General features: G+C 62.8%; 19 protein-coding genes. 11 read left to right on the plus strand and 8 right to left on the minus strand.

Going from position 1 to position 18,755, the window contains the following annotated elements:
* Positions 1–13: 13 nt before the first annotated feature.
* From ACMGFL_RS02200 to ACMGFL_RS02225, 6 genes are all read right to left on the minus strand, one after another.
* On the minus strand, positions 14–373 hold the full coding sequence (locus ACMGFL_RS02200; protein WP_436933898.1) for a type II toxin-antitoxin system PemK/MazF family toxin: 360 nt from the start codon (positions 371–373) through the stop codon (positions 14–16).
* Complete coding sequence (locus tag ACMGFL_RS02205; protein WP_436933899.1) at positions 370–606, minus strand: hypothetical protein; 237 nt, start codon at positions 604–606, stop codon at positions 370–372. The genes ACMGFL_RS02200 and ACMGFL_RS02205 overlap by 4 nt, the downstream gene beginning before the upstream one ends.
* 92 nt (positions 607–698) lie before the next feature.
* Positions 699–1,667, minus strand: coding sequence for a beta-ribofuranosylaminobenzene 5'-phosphate synthase family protein (locus ACMGFL_RS02210; RefSeq protein WP_436933900.1), 969 nt, complete (start codon positions 1,665–1,667; stop codon positions 699–701).
* Positions 1,668–1,733: 66 nt separating this feature from the next.
* The gene (locus tag ACMGFL_RS02215; RefSeq protein WP_436933901.1) at positions 1,734–2,636 is read right to left on the minus strand and encodes an HFX_2341 family transcriptional regulator; all 903 of its coding nucleotides are present in this window, start codon (positions 2,634–2,636) and stop codon (positions 1,734–1,736) included.
* Between the two features lie 52 nt (positions 2,637–2,688).
* The gene (locus ACMGFL_RS02220) at positions 2,689–4,245 is read right to left on the minus strand and encodes an HTTM domain-containing protein (protein ID WP_436933902.1); all 1,557 of its coding nucleotides are present in this window, start codon (positions 4,243–4,245) and stop codon (positions 2,689–2,691) included.
* A gap of 135 nt (positions 4,246–4,380) precedes the next feature.
* The gene (locus tag ACMGFL_RS02225) at positions 4,381–5,847 is read right to left on the minus strand and encodes a sulfatase-like hydrolase/transferase (RefSeq protein WP_436933903.1); all 1,467 of its coding nucleotides are present in this window, start codon (positions 5,845–5,847) and stop codon (positions 4,381–4,383) included.
* A gap of 523 nt (positions 5,848–6,370) precedes the next feature.
* On the opposite strand from ACMGFL_RS02225, the gene ACMGFL_RS02230 reads away from it, so the two are divergent.
* Positions 6,371–7,261, plus strand: a complete 891-nt coding sequence (locus ACMGFL_RS02230; protein WP_436933904.1) for a DNA adenine methylase — start codon at positions 6,371–6,373, stop codon at positions 7,259–7,261.
* Here ACMGFL_RS02230 and xacF read toward each other — a convergent pair.
* Both xacF and ACMGFL_RS02240 read right to left on the minus strand, forming a co-directional pair.
* Positions 7,258–8,709 (minus strand): 2,5-dioxovalerate dehydrogenase, encoded by a 1,452-nt coding sequence (xacF, locus tag ACMGFL_RS02235; protein WP_436933905.1) that lies wholly within the window; start codon positions 8,707–8,709, stop codon positions 7,258–7,260. The two genes, ACMGFL_RS02230 and xacF, sit on opposite strands and share 4 nt — an antisense overlap.
* Before the next feature lie 85 nt (positions 8,710–8,794).
* Positions 8,795–9,652, minus strand: a complete 858-nt coding sequence (locus ACMGFL_RS02240; protein ID WP_436933906.1) for a fumarylacetoacetate hydrolase family protein — start codon at positions 9,650–9,652, stop codon at positions 8,795–8,797.
* Between the two features lie 286 nt (positions 9,653–9,938).
* On the opposite strand from ACMGFL_RS02240, the gene dnaG reads away from it, so the two are divergent.
* The 10 genes from dnaG to ACMGFL_RS02290 all read left to right on the plus strand — a co-directional run bounded on the left by dnaG (position 9,939) and on the right by ACMGFL_RS02290 (position 18,740).
* A complete protein-coding gene (gene dnaG, locus ACMGFL_RS02245) occupies positions 9,939–11,504 on the plus strand; it encodes a DNA primase DnaG (protein ID WP_436933907.1) in 1,566 nt (521 codons plus the stop codon).
* Between the two features lie 88 nt (positions 11,505–11,592).
* Positions 11,593–12,345, plus strand: coding sequence for an HAD family hydrolase (locus ACMGFL_RS02250; RefSeq protein WP_436933908.1), 753 nt, complete (start codon positions 11,593–11,595; stop codon positions 12,343–12,345).
* Positions 12,346–12,417: 72 nt separating this feature from the next.
* Positions 12,418–12,774, plus strand: coding sequence for an Hsp20/alpha crystallin family protein (locus ACMGFL_RS02255; RefSeq protein ID WP_436933909.1), 357 nt, complete (start codon positions 12,418–12,420; stop codon positions 12,772–12,774).
* 18 nt (positions 12,775–12,792) lie between these two features.
* The gene (locus ACMGFL_RS02260) at positions 12,793–14,610 is read left to right on the plus strand and encodes an ABC1 kinase family protein (RefSeq protein ID WP_436933910.1); all 1,818 of its coding nucleotides are present in this window, start codon (positions 12,793–12,795) and stop codon (positions 14,608–14,610) included.
* A gap of 58 nt (positions 14,611–14,668) precedes the next feature.
* Positions 14,669–15,040: a translation initiation factor IF-5A gene (locus tag ACMGFL_RS02265; RefSeq protein ID WP_436933911.1), complete on the plus strand. Its 372-nt coding sequence runs from the start codon at positions 14,669–14,671 to the stop codon at positions 15,038–15,040.
* A complete protein-coding gene (locus ACMGFL_RS02270) occupies positions 15,040–15,843 on the plus strand; it encodes an arginase family protein (protein WP_436933912.1) in 804 nt (267 codons plus the stop codon). The genes ACMGFL_RS02265 and ACMGFL_RS02270 overlap by 1 nt, the downstream gene beginning before the upstream one ends.
* Before the next feature lie 186 nt (positions 15,844–16,029).
* Entirely contained in the window at positions 16,030–17,085 is a 1,056-nt protein-coding gene (locus ACMGFL_RS02275) for a DUF4238 domain-containing protein (protein ID WP_436933913.1), read from the plus strand.
* Positions 17,086–17,308: 223 nt separating this feature from the next.
* Entirely contained in the window at positions 17,309–17,554 is a 246-nt protein-coding gene (locus tag ACMGFL_RS02280; RefSeq protein WP_436933914.1) for a DUF7385 family protein, read from the plus strand.
* Positions 17,555–17,647: 93 nt separating this feature from the next.
* Positions 17,648–18,208 (plus strand): DUF1684 domain-containing protein, encoded by a 561-nt coding sequence (locus tag ACMGFL_RS02285; RefSeq protein ID WP_436933915.1) that lies wholly within the window; start codon positions 17,648–17,650, stop codon positions 18,206–18,208.
* Positions 18,209–18,254: 46 nt separating this feature from the next.
* Positions 18,255–18,740 (plus strand): GNAT family N-acetyltransferase, encoded by a 486-nt coding sequence (locus ACMGFL_RS02290; RefSeq protein ID WP_436933916.1) that lies wholly within the window; start codon positions 18,255–18,257, stop codon positions 18,738–18,740.
* Positions 18,741–18,755 lie beyond the last annotated feature (15 nt).

Here is an 18,755-nt window from a genome sequence, read left to right on the forward strand (position 1 = left end):
ACCTCGGCCTGGCTTAGTTCGTGCTGAGCCCCAGACTCAGCTTCAACGCCTCGTCTATCTCGGCCATCGTCTCAGCGTCCAGCCGTCCCACGACCGACTGGATGCGACGCTCGATAGCGACGGTCCGAATCTGGTCAAGACGGACAGAGGAGTCCTTCTCGAACGGCGAGTCGGCCGCCTCGACCAGCACCTCGAACGGATATCCCCGGTAGGTTCCCGTCGCGGGCGCGACGATTGTCGTACTCGCGTTCTTGTTCCCCACGTCATTCTGCACAACGACCGCTGGCCGTGTCTTTTTCAGCTCGTGCCCTTCTGCCGGATCGAGGCGAACGATGACGACATCTCCACGTCGGATCGTCACGCCGTCGCTCATTCGTCGAGCCCATCCCACGCTTCGGTCGACGCCTCGTCCCACTCCGCTGCTATCGTGGTGGCGCTGTCCGACGCCTCGCGATACGCTGCGGCCAGTTCCTCCTCGTCTGGCCCTGTGGACTCGATGTCGACGATAGCGACGGTGACGCGCTTGTTCGCGTACTCTGTTCCAAGATAGATCCGTCCCCTGTCGTCGGTCTCGTTCGTCTGGAATTCGTCGGCGTCGATCTTCATAGTACCCACTATTGCCCACGAAATATTAAGTATTGCCCACTATTGCCCACGAAATATTAAGTATTGCCCACTATTGCCCACCACCGTGCCGCCTACTGTTCCTCGACGACAGCGCCCTCGTTGCGCGGTCTGACGACTTCGACGCGGCCGTCGACACCAGCGGCGTCGAGCGCGCGCTCGCCGTCCTCGCGGGCACGCTCGATCGCGGAGTCGCTCGTCACCCCATACACCGTCGGCCCCCACGAGGACTGTCCAGCCCCAGTCACGACGGGACTCTCCGACATTACCTCGACGAGTTTGCCAGCGGGCGGGCGGTAGACGCCGCCCTGTTCGTCGGCGTACCACGCGCCGTTGAGGCGGCTGAGACGGGCGACTGCCGCCCCGAAGGAGCCGATTCGCTGTTCGGCCACCGCGGGCAGAAGCTGTCGGGTCAGCAGCGTCGCAATCTCGTCGGCGATTCCGGGGTCGGCGCGCTCGACGATCGACCGCATGCTCTCGTCCTCGTCGGCACCGCTCAGTCCCGAGTCGGTGTCTGGTCGAACGAGGACGAACCGCCACTCGTCGGGAAGGTGTTCGGTGACGATGGGCTTGGGAACCGTCCAGCTACCCTCCGCTGGTGGGGCGGTGGTGAACCGCTCGGTGCGATGGCCAGCGTCGACGACGAAACCGCCCCGCTCGAAGGTGGCGACGCCGACGCCGCTTCGCCCCCCACGGCCCAGCGACGGCGCGGCCTCGCGGGGGTCGACCGTCCGTCCGTAGGCTCGTGCGATGCCGACGAGACTGGCGAGCGCGAGTTGGGTGCCGCTTCCGAGGCCGACGTGGCGGTCGATGCCCTCGCTCAGGTTCAGACGCGCACCGTCGAGGCCCAGATGGTCGAGCGCCTCCCGAGCGTACGGCTCTAGAACTGCGGCAGAACAGGACAGAGTCGGAGCCTGCGTGACCTCAAGCACGATCCGTGGGTGTTCGAGCGAGACGCCGACGCCGCCATACAGGCGCTCGTGTGCCAGCGAGAGATTCTGGAAGCCAAAGTGCAACCGGGCTCCCGTCTCGACGACTACCATGCATGCTGATTCTCCGTCGAGGAATATGAACGTGGGGAACCAGCGCCACACGCGATATCAGCGACCTCAGTCGTCAGAGTGTGCGCGCACCCAGAGCGCTCCGATCCGGGAGAGTCGGGTTCGGTGGGAGTTGCCGTGCTGTTCCTGTTCGATGTAGCCCTTGCCGCCCGGGCCGAGTCGGTCGACGTTGTAGATGACCTTCGAGCGAAAGGAGTCGGTGTACTCCTCGCCGAGTTCGCGGGCGAGCTGGTGGGCGAGTTCGGAGACGGACTCGAACTCGCCGTGTTCGCCGAGCGTAAAGAGGATGACCTCCTCGAAGGGCTTGACGTTCCGGAAGGAGGCGACCGGGAGTTCGACGATGTGGCTACCCCCGATCTCCTTTGCGCCGATGGTCGTCCCCCGCTCGTCGAACTCGGAGAGCAGCTGTCGGGCGCTGTCGAGGCGCTTGGTCACGCGTTCGTCGGCGACTGACTCGTCGGTCTGGAGGTCTTCGAGCAGTTCGATCTGGGTTCGGAGTTCCTCTGCGAGTTCGGTTTCGAGGTACTTCTCGGGGACCGTGTAGTAGGTGTGGATGCGGTTGCGGTCCTCCTCGCGCTCGACCATGATGGAGTGGGCGGCGGTGGCGAAGGCAAACGAGACCGTTCGGGGCATCGCGGAGATGTTCACCCAGACTTCGTTGTCGCCAGCCTCGTCGCGGTCGAGTTCCGTGTTGATGAGTGCGTAGGCCTGCTCGAAGGCCTCGTCGTAGTCGTAGACGTCCTCGATGACGAACCGCTCGGTGGTCGCTCCGAGCAGGTTCTGGAAGTCCTGTTCGAGCTTGCTCGCCAGGTTCTGTGAGTACTCGACGTTGGCCTCGCTGCCGACCGCGCCTTCGAGCAACACGACGCGGTCCACGTCGAGTTGCTCGCGAACCAGCGGCGCGATCAGCCGGTCGTAGTCGAACCCGACCGGGACGATGTGCGTCTGCATACCCGAAACGTAGCAGTGCGACCGGTAAAAGTGCCCAGTTTCGACTGCGCACTCACCCACACCGCTCGCGCACTGTGAGGTGCCGACTGGGATCTTCGTAGGCCCCGTCGAGTGGGATCGGCTGGTACATGCGATAGACCGTCACGCGCACCACTCGTCTGTCGTAGGTGTCGCTGGCCTGCTCGCAGACCCACGCCGCGTATCGGTCGGCGATCATCGGGTGGGAACTTCCGTCGCCGGACCACCAGACGAGGTTCATGAACTTCCGGTGACGGAAGGTGTCGTAGGCAGCGGACCCGTCCGGCGGGCGGTCGAAGTCGACGGTCCCGTTCGAGAGCGCGTCGACCGTCGATCCGTCGACCAGTTCCGCCTGATGGACGTAGTAGTTGTACCCGAACAGAGGGTCGGGCGCGTACAGCCCCCAGTCCTGTTGGTCGAGGTGGTCGTACTCAAGCTGGTCGGGGACCTCGGAGGCAGTGACGTCGGCGGCCGCGAACAGCAGCATCCAGACGACGACCAGCAATCCGAGCGTGGCCATCGCGACGCGAGGAATGTCAACGACCGCCGAGTGGCCACGTTCTTCGAGCCTGTCGAGCAGCCGTCGCTCCAGCGGCGGCCGACCCAGCGGCCCGAGTTGCTCCCTATCTGGCAGTCTGTCAGCCCAGCGAGACGGAACGCGAGCGGTGACCGCATCCCAGAACGGCGCGGTCAGGAAGGGAAGCACTGACGCGATCAGAACGAGCGGGAACAGCCCGACGGCCATCGCGGACAGCATCCCGAGAAACGCACAGATGTAGGCCAGTGCAGCGATTGCACGCGCCCGGCCGACCGTTCCGAGCAGTAACACCGACGACCCGGCCAGTAGCGTCACCCAGCCGTAGTTGAGCGCGGTCATCAGCCGGGGGGACTCGACGATGACGTTGCCGAGGAGGAATCGCATCGCGTCGTTCGACAGGGCGAGTTCGAGTCCATCGCCCGCGTACCAGAGGTCGCCGCGGTGTTTCAGTATCGCGTTCGAGGTGAACACGACGACCGGCTGGAGGAGGACGGCGACGGTGCCGAAGCTTGCGACCGTCGACCGGGCGTGGCCCCGGCGAAGTGCGTCGACCGACCAGCGCTCCCCGAGCGGCGTGACGAGCGCAATCGCAAGCAGCACCCGAAACAGGCGGTCACCACCGTTGAGTAGCGCCGGATTCCGCGCGTGCAGCGAGAACAACAGCAGAACGGAGATAAGCCCCATCAGTCGCGTCCGATAGCCGACGAAAAAGGCGAGCGCGAACAGTCCGGCCGCGACGAAGAGGAGTTGCTGGAACCACAGGTCACCCGAGAGGGCGTGTACCGACAGCCCGGTGAACTGCCGGTAGGTCTCCTCGTAGGCCGCAACGGGGTACAGCCCCTCGTCGGTGTAAAACAGTTCCAGATGCCGCGACCGGTGAATCAGATCGACGAGGATGACGAGTGCGAGCGTCATCCGAAAGGCGGCGAGTGCTCTGGTGTCGACGGCAACGCGAGCGCGAACTCGGCGGCGAACCGGGCCGAGGCGCTGCCAGACCTGCCGAGAGCGAGCAGTAACGGCGTCGATCGGGGTTTGGTCGGCTGGTGCTGTCATTCCTCGTCTCCAGGGCGGGCGATTGGGAACCAGACGCGTCTACTCGGATTCAGTTTGTATGTCTTATGGTGCTCAAAGCGGGATGTCGCACCGAAGCACTGATGCTGTCAGCGATTCGCTCGAGAAACCAACCCGTCAGCGGATGTATCCGAGATCTTCGAGTTTCTCTTCGAGTTCGTCGTCGATTTCGGTCGTTCGCTCCGTCAGGACACCACTCTTCTCGAGACGGTCGTACACCTCCGCGACCCGGCCGCCGTCGTCGCGTTCGACGACGGTGACCTCGCCGGGGCCATCGATATCGAGCGTGACGCTGTCCTCGCCGTGTCTGGCGTACTTTCGCACTGTCCCGTCGTGGTCCTCGTACACCGCCCGCCACGGGCCGACGTAGTTCTCGACGCCCTCGACCGATGCGTACTTCGTCGTCTTCGCCTCGGGCAGTCGGAACGTCGACGCGAGCACTATCTCGGGCGCGAGCAGCGACTCCTCGATATCCTCAGCGTCCTCTGCCGTCGCACGCATCAGCGCGGGCAGATCGGTCAGCGAGACCACCTCGTCGACGACGCATCCGTCGGTCTGGCCGGGATACTTCACGAGAAGAGGGACGTGCGTCAGCGCCTCAGGAACCCCCCACTTGTGGTCGCGGATGCGGATGTCGGGATCGAGGGTGCTCTCCTCGCCGAAGGCTTCGCCGTGGTCGCTCGTGATGATCAGCAGGGTGTCGTCGAGTTCCCCCCGCGATTCCAGTTCGTCGACCAGGTTCTCCAGAATCGTATCTGCCTGCAAAATGGTTCCGTCGTACAGTGGCTCGAGCGATTGCAGTCGGTCCCAGCCTTCGCCCGCGAGTGTCTCTCTGACACTCGGGAGATCGTTCGCCTGTGTGTCCCAGTCGTCCGCGTCGGCCCAGCGGTCGAACTCGGGTTCGGGGTGAAACGGCGAGTGGGTGTCCATCAGGTTGATACAGGCGGCCCAGGAGCCGTCTTGCGTCGACTGCCAGTCCAGAAAGCCTTCGGTGAACTCGCCGCCGTACAGCGTCTTGAATCCGCCCTCCGGGGCGCGGTTGTCCGTTCCACCGCTCGCGCCGCCGAGACGGGCGCGCACTCCGTCGACGGCGGACCCGACTCGGCCGCCGGTCAGCGACGACAGGAAGCGGCCGATCCGTGCGGCCGTGTCTTCGAGCCGGAAGTACGCCTTTTCGATGGCGGGGTGGCCGAGTGTGTTTTCGAGACGCTTCGCGAGCGAGTAGTCGGGGTTGAACTGGTACTGGAAGTGCTCGCCGAGGTTCGATGCGTTCGAGACGATACGATTGTTGGTGAAGAGACCGGTTTCGTACCCGAAGTCGGTGTGCAGTTCGGTCCAGATAGAGCGCTCAGGATCGATCTGTGCGGTGTGGTTGAGCGCTTCGTGCTGGTCGACGTGGTCCCCGGTGAACATGCTGACGTGACTTGCGATGCTGTGTATCCCGGGCGCTCTCGCCTGCGTGTACACCGTCGACCGCTCTGCGAACTCCTCCAGAAACGGCGTCGTCTCGCGCTCGTATCCGTACAGACTCATGTTCTCGGCCCGCGCCGAGTCGAGGATGACGAGCAAAATGTTGGTGTCCATACGGGCATATCTATCGCCCAGATATTAAAGGGCGTAGATGGGTGTCCGCAACCGACAGCGGATGTGCGACTGCGCGTAGCGAAAGGAGTCGACCACAGACACGGAGTTCGTCATACTGCCAGCTGTTCGTTCGGAGATATACTCGCCCAGTAGGGGTGCTGAACAGGGTTCGGAGTGGGATCGCCGACAGTATCAGTATCCGCCCGCGTCATCGAAGCACCGACCGCACTTGTTGGAGTCATATTCAGTCGTTGCAAGGTCGACGGAAATTACCTGGAACTTGTCGGCGGTAGTGTTTCGTGTGACCCCGCACGCAGTCTGGTTGTGTGATCCCTCCTTTTCGCGCTTGTGAATTGTCTTCGTGATTTCGTTTTGTACAACGTCCATACTGTATGACACTTCTACACACTGAAGTCAGTTCTTATCACTTGAATAATCACACAACGGAGATCAACGTCCGCGAGAAACGGCAGGGGAAAGCGAGCACGTTTATGTGTTGTGACCCACCACTCGGTACAAGACGATGGCACGGCCAGTGCTGAAGTGGGCGGGCGGGAAGCGGCAGTTACTGCCCCGCCTCTACGAGCGGTTCCCCGAGACGTACGACCGGTATCACGAGCCGTTTTTCGGCGGCGGCGCACTGTTTTTCGACTGCGAACCCGTGGCAGGCTCGATAAACGACACGAACGACCGCCTCGTCAACTTCTACCGACAGGTGCGCGACCGACCCGAGGAACTCATCGACCGCCTCCGCTCGTTCGACGACCCCGAATCGGACACCGACCCCGACCGCAGATTTGCCGAGACTGACCGGAAGGGCTCCGAGATTACGGTCTACTACTACCAGCAGCGAGCGCTGTTCAACGACCGACCCTACGGCGACGACTACGACGAACTCGAAGAGGCCGCCCTGCTTTGCTATCTCAACCGCACTTGCTACAACGGTCTGTACCGCGAGAACAGCGACGGGGGATTCAACGTCCCCATCGGGCGGTACAGCGACCCGGACTGGGTGCGCGAAGCGGAGATCCGGGCGGCGAGTGACCTTCTGGAAATCGTCGAGATATGCAACACGGACTTCGCATACGTCCTCGACGCGGCCCAGCAGGGGGATCTGGTCTACTTCGATCCGCCCTACGAACCCATGAGCCAGACCGCATCGTTCACGGAGTACTCGGCGGCCGGATTCGGGCGTGACGACCAGACGCGCCTGCTCTCGGTCGCGACGGAACTGGATGCGATGGACGTTCACGTCATCCTCAGCAACAGCGGCGTCATGTACGACCGCTACGACGACGCCGGATTCTTCGTCGAACGTGAGGGCGCGACTCGCGCGATAAACAGCGATGCGGCGAACCGCGACGAGGTCGACGAGATCATCGCCACGAACGTTCCGCCAGACCAGAACGCCTAGAAGTTGTCGTAGACGGTCCGCTCGATGGTGTAGAAGTCGATCCCGGCGTCGCCCTGCTCGCGCCAGGTCTCGCTGGAGGAGCGCTTGACGCCGCCGAAGGGGACGTGCAGTTCGAGACCGGTCGTCTTCTCGTTGATCTTCGCGACGCCCGCCTCGACTTCGCTGACGAAGCGCTCTGCCTCGGTGTGGTCGTCGGTGACGATGGAGGCGGAGAGTCCGTAGTCGACGCCGTTTGCCACCGAGAGGGCGTCCTCGAAGTCCTCGACTTCGATCACGGCGAGCACGGGGCCGAACACTTCCTCGCAGGCGAGCGTGTCTCCAGGGTCGACGTCTGCGAACACCGTCGGTTCGACGAAGTAGCCGTCGCCGTAGTCGTCTGTCCCCCGGAGTTCGCGTCCGCCAGCGACGAGCGTCGCGCCGTCCTCTTTGGCTCCCTCGATGTACGAGAGGGTCCCCTCGAGTTCGCTCTCGGTGACCTGTGGCCCCATCTCGGCGCTGTCGCCGGGACCGACCGCGATGGATTCGGCTTCCGCGGCGACTGCGTCGACGAACTCGTCGTAGACATCGGCGTAGACGATGGCCCGCGAGCAGGCCGTGCAGGCCTGTCCGGTGACACCGAACGCGCCGCTCGCGACGATGTCGGCGGCCTCCTCGACGGCGGCGGTGTCGGAGACGACGGTCGGGTTCTTCCCCCCGAGTTCCGTCTGTGCGCGCTTACCGTTCGAGACTGCCTTCTCGTAGACCATCTCACCGACGTCCGAACTCCCCGTGAAGGAGACGGCATCGACGTCGTCGTGGGTGACGAACTCGTCACCGACCACAGACCCGGGGCCAGTCACGACGTTCGCCACGCCGTCTGGGATCCCGGCCTCGTCGAGTGCCTCGAAGATGGCGACGCCGACGCCGGGCGCGGTCGAGGCGGGGTTGTGGACGACGGTGTTGCCGGTCGCGAGTGCGGGTGCGATCTTCCACGCGGGGATCGCGATGGGGTAGTTCCAGGGAGTGATCAGCGCGGCGACGCCGACCGGCACGTCGACCGTGTACAGCGTCTTGTCTCGACCGCTTGGGGACTTGATCGTCCCGCCCAGATCACGGGCCTTCTCGGCGTAGTAGTAGAAGATGTCGACCGCGCGCTGGACCTCGCCGCTCGCCTCGGCGTGGGTCTTTCCCTCCTCGGTGGTGAGCAGTTCGGTCAGTTCCTGCTTGCGCGCGTCGAGTACCCCCGCCGCGCCGCGAAGGATTGCGCCACGCTCCGGTGCGGGCGTGTCGGCCCACTCGGGTGCGACGCGCGCGGCGGCCTCGACCGCTTCGGTTGCGTCTGCGCTGCTGGACTGAGGATACGTCGCCACCCGTTCGTCGGGCGCTGCGGGGTTTCGCGTGGTGAACGTCTCGCCGCTCTCGGCGTCCGCCCACTCGCCGTCGACGTAGTTCCGTCGTTCGTGAGTCATACCCACAATCGACGCTCACCGCACACAGACCTTACGGTCGTTCGCGCCGCGAGCGGCCGAACGAACCCATCCCACGATGGCAGAATCACACCGTGACGACGGCGTTTCTGAGAACGCCGATCCCCTCGATGCCGATTTCGATCACGTCCCCCGACTGAAGCGTAAAGTCGTCTTCAGGCACGAGCGAGGTGCCGGTCAACAGCACGGCGCGTTCGGGCACCGCGTTGTGGCGCGTGTAGTAGTCGACGAGTTCCTCGACGCTCCGGGCCATCTTCCCCGTGGTGGTCGCGTCCTCGAAGACGACCGCTCCCCCGCGCTCGATGGTCATCCACATCTCCAAGTCGTGGGGGTCGTCGAGCGAGTCGGCCGAGCGGACACAGGGTCCGATCGAGCAGGACCGGTCGTACACCTTCGCCTGTGGGAGATACAGCGGGTTCTCCCCCTCGATGTCGCGGCTACTCATGTCGTTGCCAATCGTGTAGCCGACGATTTCCCCCTCGTAAAGGACGACACCGAGTTCCGGTTCCGGAACCGACCACTCGGCGTCGGCGCGGATCCCGACTGCCTCGCCGGGGCCGACCGTCCGACTGGGCGTCGCCTTGAAGAACAGTTCCGGCCGGTCGGCGTCGTAGACGTCGAGATACATCTCGGGCATGCCGCTCTCGCTTTCTCGTGCTTCCTCGCTTATCTGGTAGGTGACGCCCGCGGCCCAGACCTCCTGTGCGTCGAGTGGCACCCTCACGTCCGGGTCCTCGATGGTGGCGGCGTCGGAGCGAAGTCTGTCAGCGATTGTATCGACTGGCGTGTCGCTGATCGACGCCGCCCGGAGCAAGTCACCGAACGTTCGCAGTCGCGGCCGCGCCGAACGCAGGTCGTACATCTGCCCGTCGGCGCGAACGGCAAGCCGTCGGGTTCCGTCGACCTCGAACTGATAATAGCGCATGTGAACGTCTACCACTACCACTGCCAAGACAGTTCGGGTTAGCAGCCTCCATCACTCATACTGCTGGCTGTACGTTCGTACAGATATTCGCCACACCGGGGTGGCGAATTCGTTCAAAATGGTACAGCCAGCAGTATCAGACCCCGCAACGAAAGCCCCACTCGAAGCGAATCGCGTTCTTACTCAGCGAAGCGCGTCGCCAGCTATTTCCGCGTTGATAGATTAGAGGAGGCCGTCATGAGCACACTCATGGCGACACAACAGCCTCTTACGGGGCAGATCAATCATGCAGGATACACCAAAATATCTCATACACGCAGACATCAGGACGAGCGGGGTGGTCGAGCGAAGTGACGTCGTTGGCGCTATCTTCGGGCAGACGGAGGGGCTGCTCGGCGACGAACTCGATTTGCGAGATCTGAGCGAGTCCTCGAAGGTCGGTCATATCGACGTCGACATCGAGTCGGAGGGCGGGCGGTCGTTCGGGACAGTCACCGTCGCGAGCGGTCTCGACCGCGTCGAGACGGCCGTGTTAGCGGCTGCGCTGGAGACGATAGAGCGCGTCGGTCCCTGTCGCGCCGAATGTACGGTCAGGGATATCGAGGACGCCCGGGAGGCAAAGCGGCGCGAACTCGTCGACCGGGCAAGCGAGTTGCTCACCGCGTTCGAGGAGACGACGATGACTAGCGACGAACTCGTCGAGGAGGTCAGACAGCGCGCTCGCGTCGAGCAGGTCACGAACTTCGAGGGGTTGCCAGCAGGCCCGCGCGTTGCCGACAGCGACGCGATCATCATCGTCGAGGGACGGGCGGACGTCCGTCGCCTGCTCGAAGTCGGGATCAAAAACGTCATCGCCGTCGAGGGGACGGACATCCCCGACGCGGTCGCTGGACTCACTGCCGGACGGACCGTGACGGCCTTTCTCGACGGTGACCGTGGCGGCGACCTCATCCTGCGCGAACTCGAACAGGTCGGCGACGTCGACTATGTCGCCTTCGCGCCCACCGGCCGTTCGGTCGAGGACCTCGACCGCGCGGAGATCCTCGCTGCACTCCGGCGGAAACTCCCCTCCGACCAGATTGCAGACGGGCGAACCCCACGCGAGACGTTCGATGGGTCGGACCCGGTTGCGGAGTGTGAATCGGAGTCATCCCCGACTCCAGCCGAAGATGACGCCACAGCATCCGAAGACGGCGTCGTCGATGCGGTGGCCGACGAACGGCGAGAAGCACCGAACGAGGAAAGCGAACCAGCCGAGTCGCAGAACGGTTCCGCCAGTCGGAATGGCGATGCACCACTGTCGGACACTGCCGACGCCGCTACTAGGAGTGGTGACGAGAGCGCGGTGAGTGATGACGACGAGGAAACCGAGACGGCGAAAGACGACGACGCGAGCACAGCAGCAGACGCTCAGGAACCCAGAGCGGCGACGGACGGGGAAGGTGCGACAGCAGAGGTCGCGGAGGCACAGAGTGGCGTCGCTGCGGACGCGACTGAAGACACAGAGGGCGAGAACGAACTGACGTCGGTGGCCGCGGAGACGAGCGAGCCACAGACGCTCGCGGGGCACGTCCAGACTGTCGTCAACGAGAGCATGGGGACTGTTCGACTACTCGACGCGGACTGCGCTGCACTGGCGGAAGGCCCGGCGGACAGCGCGTTCGACCTGCTTTCGTCGGCGGAGGAGACGCCCCAGTCGGTCGTTCTCGATGGGACGCTCGACCAGCGACTCCTGGACGTCGCCGCACAGCGCGGTGTCGGGCAGTTCGTCGTCGCCGACACTGCAGAGTTCGTCAAGCAACCGGTCAGCGTCCGGATACGGACGGCTGCAGACCTCGATGTCGAGGCGTAGCGACCGGAAGTCGGCATCGAGGCGTAGCCACCGCACCAACGACGCTGACAGAAGTCCTTATTTGGCCCCCTGCCGTAGTAGACAACAGATGGGAGCGAGCGCGTACGACTTCTGGCTGCTCGACCTCGACGGAACGGTCGTGGACACGGAGCAGTCGTACATTCAGGACGTCTTCGGTGCGGTGGGCCGACGACTCGACGTTTCGTTTTCGGAACGGGAACGGGAGGCGCTGTGGTACGGCTTCGCAGGCGAGCGCGAGCGAGTGCTTACCGCGGCCGGTGTCAGCCCCGAACGGTTCTGGGCGGTCTTTCACGAGGTCGAAGACCCCGAGCGGCGCGCGGCGGCGACGCATCTGTACTCGGATGCGGCGTCGTTCGTCCCCGCCCTCGACCAGCCGACCGGTATCGTCACGCACTGCCAGCCACATCTCACCAAACCGGTGCTCGACTCGCTGGATATCGCCGACTGGTTCGACACTGTCGTCTGCTGTAACGACGAGATGGGCTGGAAGCCGGATCCCGGCCCGGTCGAACTGGCCATGCAGGAACTCGGCGTCGACAGCACCCACGAGGGCGTGCTCGTCGGCGACGACCCGAACGACATCGGTGCTGCACAGAACGCCGACCTCTCTGCGATACACGTCAATCGGCGCGAACCGACGGAGTGGAGCAGCCTCGAACCGGGAAGCCAGCACATGGACCCGTTCACCCGGGGCCACGAGCGGGTCGGTTCGTTTACCGAACTCGACGAACACGCGTCCGAACCAGTTCGTGTCGGCTCGTCATCGCAACTGGTCGAACCGGGACGTTCCGTCACGAAATCGGACGACCTGAACGACTGACTGGCCTCGGTCTGTGTGAACAAATCACGCGCAACCGGGGGCTTTTTCGCCGCTCCGTCCTAACGGCGAGGTATGGAAACGCTTCGTGAGGCGATGCGCGACCTGCCCGACACGGTGTTTGCAGACCTGCTCGAAGGGGATGACGCGTATCTGATCGTCATCGACATGCCGGGGGCGAGCGCGGAGACCATCGACGCCCGCGTCGAGATGGGATCGGTACAGATCGAAGCGCGCCGGGACAAGGACGTCCCCGGGGAGTTTCGATACGTCACCGAGGACCGCTCGCTCTTTTTCGACATCACGCTGCCGACTCCGCCGGACGCGACCGGCGAGTCGGCGGCGGCGTCTATCGAGAACGGCGTTCTCGAACTCCGATTGCCAAAGCAGTCGGCGGTGTCGGGAACGACGATACCGGTCGAGGGTGGGTAACGGAGAGGTGTCGGACTGGTGAATCTGCGTGCATACTGGCGGTTTCTGCTGGTCAGCTGGCAGTTTTTTCCGCTGGTTATCGCCTACGCCCGCGACAGAAATCGGTTCCTGCTCTTTGGCCGCAGTCGGCAGGTGTCGTCGGCACGGCGTCGCAAGCGCGCAGCGACGCTGCTCGACTCGCTGTTGACGCTCGGGCCGACCTTCATCAAACTCGGACAGTTGCTCTCGACGCGGCCCGACGTGCTCCCACCCGAGTACATCGACGAATTCTCGAAGCTACAGGACGAGGTACCCCCGGCCGACTGGGCGGACGCCGAGGAAGTCATCGAGTCGGAACTGGGGCCGGTCGACGAGCAGTTCGCAGACTTCGACCGGACGGCGATAAGCGGCGCGAGCCTGGGGCAGGTGTATCTCGCGCGAGTCGACGGGCAACAGGTCGCGGTCAAGGTGCGCAGGCCCGGCGTCGAGGAGTTGGTCGAGGCGGACCTGCGCGTCATTCGCTGGCTGCTCCCGCTCGTGATGCGCTTTGTCGACGATTCGCGCTCGTTTTCACTGGAGACGCTCGCTGACGAGTTCGGCAAGACGATCCGCCAGGAGATGAACTACGAGCGGGAGGGGCAGATGCTGCAGGATATCCGGGCCAACTTCGACGGCAACGACGCGGTCCAGATACCCGCCATCGTCGAGAGTCACTCGACCGAGCGCGTCCTCACGATGGAGTACGTCGAAGGGACGAAAATCACCGACACCGACCGACTCGACGAGTACGGCATCGACCGGTCGGAACTCGCAGAGCGACTCCAGCGGACCTACATGCAGATGGTCGTCGACGACGGGGTCTTTCACGCCGACCCACATCCGGGCAACCTCGCGGTCCAGCCAGACGGCACACTCGTCCTCTACGACTTCGGGATGAGCGGCTACGTCGACCAGTACGTGCAAGACCACATCGTCGACTTCTACGGCGCAATCGCCAGACAGGACATCGACGCCATCCTCGACGCGCTGATCGAGATGGGGACGCTCTCGCCCGAGGCCGACCGCGAAGTGATGGGCGACGTGATGGAACTGGCGATTGCCGACGCGCGCGGACAGGACATCGAGCAGTACCGCGTCCAGCAGATAATCCAGCAGGTCGAGGACACCATCTACGAGTTCCCGCTTCGGCTTCCCTCGAATCTCGCCTTGGTGTTGCGCGTCGCCACCGTCGTCGAGGGGGTTTGTGTCACGCTCGACCCCGACTTCGATTTCATCTCGGTCGCGACCGACTATCTCCGCGAGGAGGGGTACATCCAGGCTGGCGTGCGGGAGTATCTCACCGACCGGGGGCAAGAACTGACCGACGCCGCGCAGGCGTCGATTCGCGTGCCGCCGAAACTCGAATCCGCGCTCGACCGAATCGAGCGGGAGAACCTCCACGTGCAGGCGGATATCGAGGACTCGGACGACCACTTTGACAGATTGGCTCGACGGCTCATCTACGGGATGTGGGGTGCCGCTGGGGCCGTGTCGACGGCGATTCTGTACGCGTTCGAGGAACTCGCCATCGCGGCCGTCACCGGGGCTGCGACGGTGGTCGTCCTCGCCTTGCTGTACTGGTCGTTCCGCGGTCGACGGGGAATTCGTGCACAGCCACAGTTCACGCGCCAGCGCCTGCGTGAGCGAGAGTCCGAGAACGCGATGGGGTTCGGTGACGTGGGGGCCAACGACAGCGACACGACGGAGTTCGACGCGCATGCGGACACCGAGCGCGCTCGCGCTGACTCGGACGACGGCGGCCATTCGATACCAGTTTCGGATGGTGCGTCCGACGAGGAGACAGATCCGCGGTCGTGACCGTCCCGAGCGACCCCATTCCAAACGGTTTATACTGACAGGTGGACAACGGCGGGACATGGCAAGACAGCAGACCGAGGTTCGCGAACTCGACGAGGGGAGCTACGTGATGATCGACGACACGCCGTGCAAGATCACGGCGTACAGCACCGCGAAGCCGGGCAAACACGGGAGCGCGAAGGCACGCATCGACGCGAAGGGCGTCTTCGACGGGCAGAAGCGCTCGCTGTCCCAACCCGTCGACGCGAAGGTGTGGGTGCCGATCATCAACCGCAAGCAGGGGCAGATCATCGACGTCCGCGACGGCGAGATTCAGGTGATGGATCTAGAAACCTACGAGAACTTCGTGATGCGCGCCGACGACGAGAACCTGTCCGCTGACGACGAAATCGAGTTTCTGGAGTACGAAGAGCAGCGAAAGATCGTCTGATGGAACTCGCCGGAACCGTCGCGCCCGAGGATACACACTACGCCGTCGTCGGCGCGCCGCTCGACGCGTCGACGAGCTTTCGGCCGGGAGCGCGGTTCGGGCCGCGCCGGATCCGGGAGTTTGCGAACTCCTTCGAGGCCTACGACCAGCACACCGGCCTTCGATTTCCGGATCTTGGGGTGACTGACCACGGCGACATCCACCCGGGCGCTGACACCGAGGAGTATCTCACCTTTCTGCAGAGTGTGCTCACGGAGTACCACGATTCGGGGACGACTCCGCTCGTCCTCGGCGGCGAACACACCGTCACCGTCGCGGGCGTTCGCGCAACTGACCCCGACGTGTACATCTGTCTCGACGCCCACCTCGACTTGCGCGAATCCTATCGTGGGGACCCGCTGAGCCACGCGACTGTCACCCGACACGCACTCGACGTGGCCGACGAAGCAGTCGTACTCGGCGCGCGCTCTGGCAGCGAGGTGGAGTTCGACCGCGCGGAGGACGACGACGTGACCGTCGTCCCGCCGGACGAGGTAGCTGACTGGGAACCTCCCGAAGGAAAGACCGCCTACTGCAGCGTCGACATCGACGCCGCCGACCCCGGCTTCGCGCCGGGGACTGGCACGCCCGAGCCCTTCGGTCTCGACCCGACGACGATGCACGATGTGGTCAGATCCGTCGCCCCGCAGTGTGTCGGATTCGACGTGGTCGAGGTCAACGACCGCGACGACGGGCAGGCGGCGGCGCTCGGGGCGAAACTCCTCCGGGCGTTCGCCTTCGCGCACGCCGACAGAACGGGGTGATCTGATTTTCGCTCTCAGTCCGGACAGTACACAGACATAGGATGCGGGCGTTTCAGGTTACCTATACACTAGTAGATATCTCTCAATAGGTGTGCAAGATACAGAGGGTGGGTTCAGCAGGTGGGTATAAGACTGTCTTCGCCACTCGGACCGGATTTAACTTCCTAAACGACCAATCTACCGTGAATGGTTAACGAGCACTACGTTCCTCAATCATATCTGCGATTACTTGCGCCGCCAAATGAAAGTCTGATTTCTCGGTATTCACTTGTAGAGACGCATGAAGGTGGTGACTATCGAACTGCATATAATAGATACCCTACAAAGAAGGCGGCATCAACAGAGGATTTCGCTGATGGTTGGTTGGAACAAAACGAAATCAATCAGATGGAAAATGCTGCTAAGCAAACATTTGAGAAGTTACAGGAAACAACTGTTCTCGACAAGGAGGGAATTGCGACGATCTCGCAGTTTGTGATGTTCCAAGGGGATAGAACCCCACTGGCCCGGAGACACTATCAGGTGAGGCGACTGCTTGGCGATCACGTCGATAATACTACTAACTGGGATGATCTGACCTTGGCTGATGGGTGGGAAGAAATCCTTGTTCGGAACGCTGCTGAAGGGCATGAGCAACTCCAGCACATGGGATGGTTACTTGTTAAGAATGATTCCGACACCCCGTTCATTACCTCAGATAATCCGTCAGCGCAGTACTTCGCGCGAGATTTAGAGGCTATAGAAAACTCAAACACACAGGCAGAGGGCCGAGAGATATACTTTCCAATCGGCCAGGATCATCTCTTCGTCTTCCTTGATCCGTCACGTTTCGAACTAACCGGGCAATATCCCAACACGAAAATAGACAAAATTACGATCAGCGATCCTGCTGACATCCACGAAGTGAATCAACTCCAAGTGCTCTCCGCATCCCGCGAAATATTCGGTCCCGTAGGTTATGGAGACTACCTTGAGGAGATTGTAGATGAACTTATTCTTGAATTCCCCAACGAGACATACATACGAGGTTATACGGGTGACCTTGGGCGACTTCAATTAGCATATTCACTCGCGGCTGGCTTCGCTAACTCACCGTGGTATCGGAAATACGGTAAACCGATCATTAATGCTGAACAGAAGGAAGCACACGCCATTTGGGAACACGATCACGATATTGGTTTTGTCCATGAACTCCGTCGAGACGAACCAATAACCGATTACTGGGACAATATTACTGTCTGATGTTTTTTATCTGAGTCGCCAGAGAAACCCATCCACTACATCGCTCACGATCACTGACCGGTGAGTGCTGACTATGCGAATCCCATCTTGCACGATGTTCTTGTCTGAAATTCGTACTACGGGTCCGTTGCTGGAGTGCTGATCTCACAAATTGAGGCTTGCACCCCCTGTTTCAGAGGGGGCAGGAAAGCGGCTAAGGTCATCTGTGTCCATACCGAAACGCATGGAACAGATCGACATCTCGGAGGGGTTCGACATGCACGACTACCGACACGGATTGAAACTGATCCGGGAAGACCGGGAGACCAAGCAACTCGAAAACCGGGCCGACGAGTTCGCCTGCCCCGCCTGCGGCAAGCCCTTCGACCGACTGTTCGTCAGCGAAAAGCGCACGAACACCTTCAGCGACCCCGGAACGGCCTTCTGTATCGCCCGGACCGACGAGAAGACGCTGTTGTTGACACACTGAACGCGCGTTCTCGATGGCGCGGCGACCTACTCGCCCAGCGCAGTCTCGTCGCCCAGACACAGGACTCATACCCGCCCATAGCGAAGCACGGATATGACTGACACCGACGCGTGGGCGGACGAACTGCGCGAGCACCGCGCCGAGAAGGACCGCTTTCTGGCCGAGCACCGCCAGTCGCCGATCCCACCTGAGGAGCGCGACTCCTTCGACGGGCTCCCGTACTTCGAACCCGACCCGGACTACCGCGTCGAGGCGACCGTCACGGTCCACGACGACCCCGAGACAGTCGAGATGGAGACCTCCGACGGCCGAACGATCGAGTACAGGCGCGTGGTGACCTTCCACGTCGATCTCGATGGCGAGCGCGAACTCGCGGGCTATCGCCAGTCGCTCGACGACGAGACGATATTCGTCCCATTCCGGGACAAGACGACCGGCCAGCAGACGTACAAAGATGGCCGCTATCTCGAACTCGAACCCGAGCGCGAACTCGACGACGGCGAGACTGTCACGGTCGATTTCAACCTCGCGTACTCGCCGTTTTGTGCCTACAGCGAGACCTTCTCCTGTCCGCTGCCGCCGGAGGAAAACTGGCTCGAAACGGCTGTCGAGGCTGGCGAACAGGCGCGCACGGAAGGCAGATCGACTCGCTGAAACTGGCGGCGAAGATTCTTGTACCAGTCAGCAGAAAGGCAGACGAATGGGGGATCTGCAGTTTCGACAGGCGCGGCGAGCCGACGCCGACGACCTGCTCCGGATCAAGCGGGCGGCCATCGACGCCATCGCCGACGAGCACTACGACAGACACGAGCGAGCGGCGTGGCGACCGGACGACGCACGCGAGACGTTCGCGGAGGCGGTCGAGAGCGACCGGTTCGACGTGCTGCTCGCCGTGGTCGACGACGACCCCGTCGGATACGGCGTTCTCAACGCGGATGCGGGTCGCATCGATGCGCTGTTCGTCCGTCCCGACCACGAGCGGGAGGGAATCGCCTCGTCGCTGCTCGGCCAACTGGAGATGCGCGCGCGGATGAGCGACGTCGAGGAACTCATGGTTGTGGCTTCGACGAACGCGACGGCGTTCTACGAGACACGCGGCTATCGCGATCGCGGGGCCGAATCTCGGACCATCGACGGTGTCGAGATGACATTTGTCAGGCTGGACCGGTCGCTTTCTGCGGAGTGACGTTTGTCGTCGCGA

The sequence above is a fragment of the Halovenus marina genome (assembly GCF_051414115.1).
Lineage (GTDB): Archaea > Halobacteriota > Halobacteria > Halobacteriales > Haloarculaceae > Halovenus > Halovenus marina.

What these genes read in the sequence shown, in the direction of transcription:
- ACMGFL_RS02280 (WP_436933914.1), top strand. Translation starts at nt 17,309, where the DNA reads ATGGAACAGATCGACATCTCGGAGGGGTTCGACATGCACGACTACCGA.
- ACMGFL_RS02230 (WP_436933904.1), top strand. Translation starts at nt 6,371, where the DNA reads ATGGCACGGCCAGTGCTGAAGTGGGCGGGCGGGAAGCGGCAGTTACTG.
- ACMGFL_RS02205 (WP_436933899.1), bottom strand. Translation starts at nt 606, where the DNA reads ATGAAGATCGACGCCGACGAATTCCAGACGAACGAGACCGACGACAGG.
- ACMGFL_RS02255 (WP_436933909.1), top strand. Translation starts at nt 12,418, where the DNA reads ATGGAAACGCTTCGTGAGGCGATGCGCGACCTGCCCGACACGGTGTTT.
- ACMGFL_RS02225 (WP_436933903.1), bottom strand. Translation starts at nt 5,847, where the DNA reads ATGGACACCAACATTTTGCTCGTCATCCTCGACTCGGCGCGGGCCGAG.
- ACMGFL_RS02265 (WP_436933911.1), top strand. Translation starts at nt 14,669, where the DNA reads ATGGCAAGACAGCAGACCGAGGTTCGCGAACTCGACGAGGGGAGCTAC.
- ACMGFL_RS02200 (WP_436933898.1), bottom strand. Translation starts at nt 373, where the DNA reads ATGAGCGACGGCGTGACGATCCGACGTGGAGATGTCGTCATCGTTCGC.
- ACMGFL_RS02290 (WP_436933916.1), top strand. Translation starts at nt 18,255, where the DNA reads ATGGGGGATCTGCAGTTTCGACAGGCGCGGCGAGCCGACGCCGACGAC.
- ACMGFL_RS02220 (WP_436933902.1), bottom strand. Translation starts at nt 4,245, where the DNA reads ATGACAGCACCAGCCGACCAAACCCCGATCGACGCCGTTACTGCTCGC.
- ACMGFL_RS02275 (WP_436933913.1), top strand. Translation starts at nt 16,030, where the DNA reads ATGGTTAACGAGCACTACGTTCCTCAATCATATCTGCGATTACTTGCG.
- ACMGFL_RS02250 (WP_436933908.1), top strand. Translation starts at nt 11,593, where the DNA reads ATGGGAGCGAGCGCGTACGACTTCTGGCTGCTCGACCTCGACGGAACG.
- ACMGFL_RS02285 (WP_436933915.1), top strand. Translation starts at nt 17,648, where the DNA reads ATGACTGACACCGACGCGTGGGCGGACGAACTGCGCGAGCACCGCGCC.
- ACMGFL_RS02270 (WP_436933912.1), top strand. Translation starts at nt 15,040, where the DNA reads ATGGAACTCGCCGGAACCGTCGCGCCCGAGGATACACACTACGCCGTC.
- ACMGFL_RS02215 (WP_436933901.1), bottom strand. Translation starts at nt 2,636, where the DNA reads ATGCAGACGCACATCGTCCCGGTCGGGTTCGACTACGACCGGCTGATC.
- ACMGFL_RS02210 (WP_436933900.1), bottom strand. Translation starts at nt 1,667, where the DNA reads ATGGTAGTCGTCGAGACGGGAGCCCGGTTGCACTTTGGCTTCCAGAAT.
- xacF (WP_436933905.1), bottom strand. Translation starts at nt 8,709, where the DNA reads ATGACTCACGAACGACGGAACTACGTCGACGGCGAGTGGGCGGACGCC.
- ACMGFL_RS02240 (WP_436933906.1), bottom strand. Translation starts at nt 9,652, where the DNA reads ATGCGCTATTATCAGTTCGAGGTCGACGGAACCCGACGGCTTGCCGTT.
- dnaG (WP_436933907.1), top strand. Translation starts at nt 9,939, where the DNA reads ATGCAGGATACACCAAAATATCTCATACACGCAGACATCAGGACGAGC.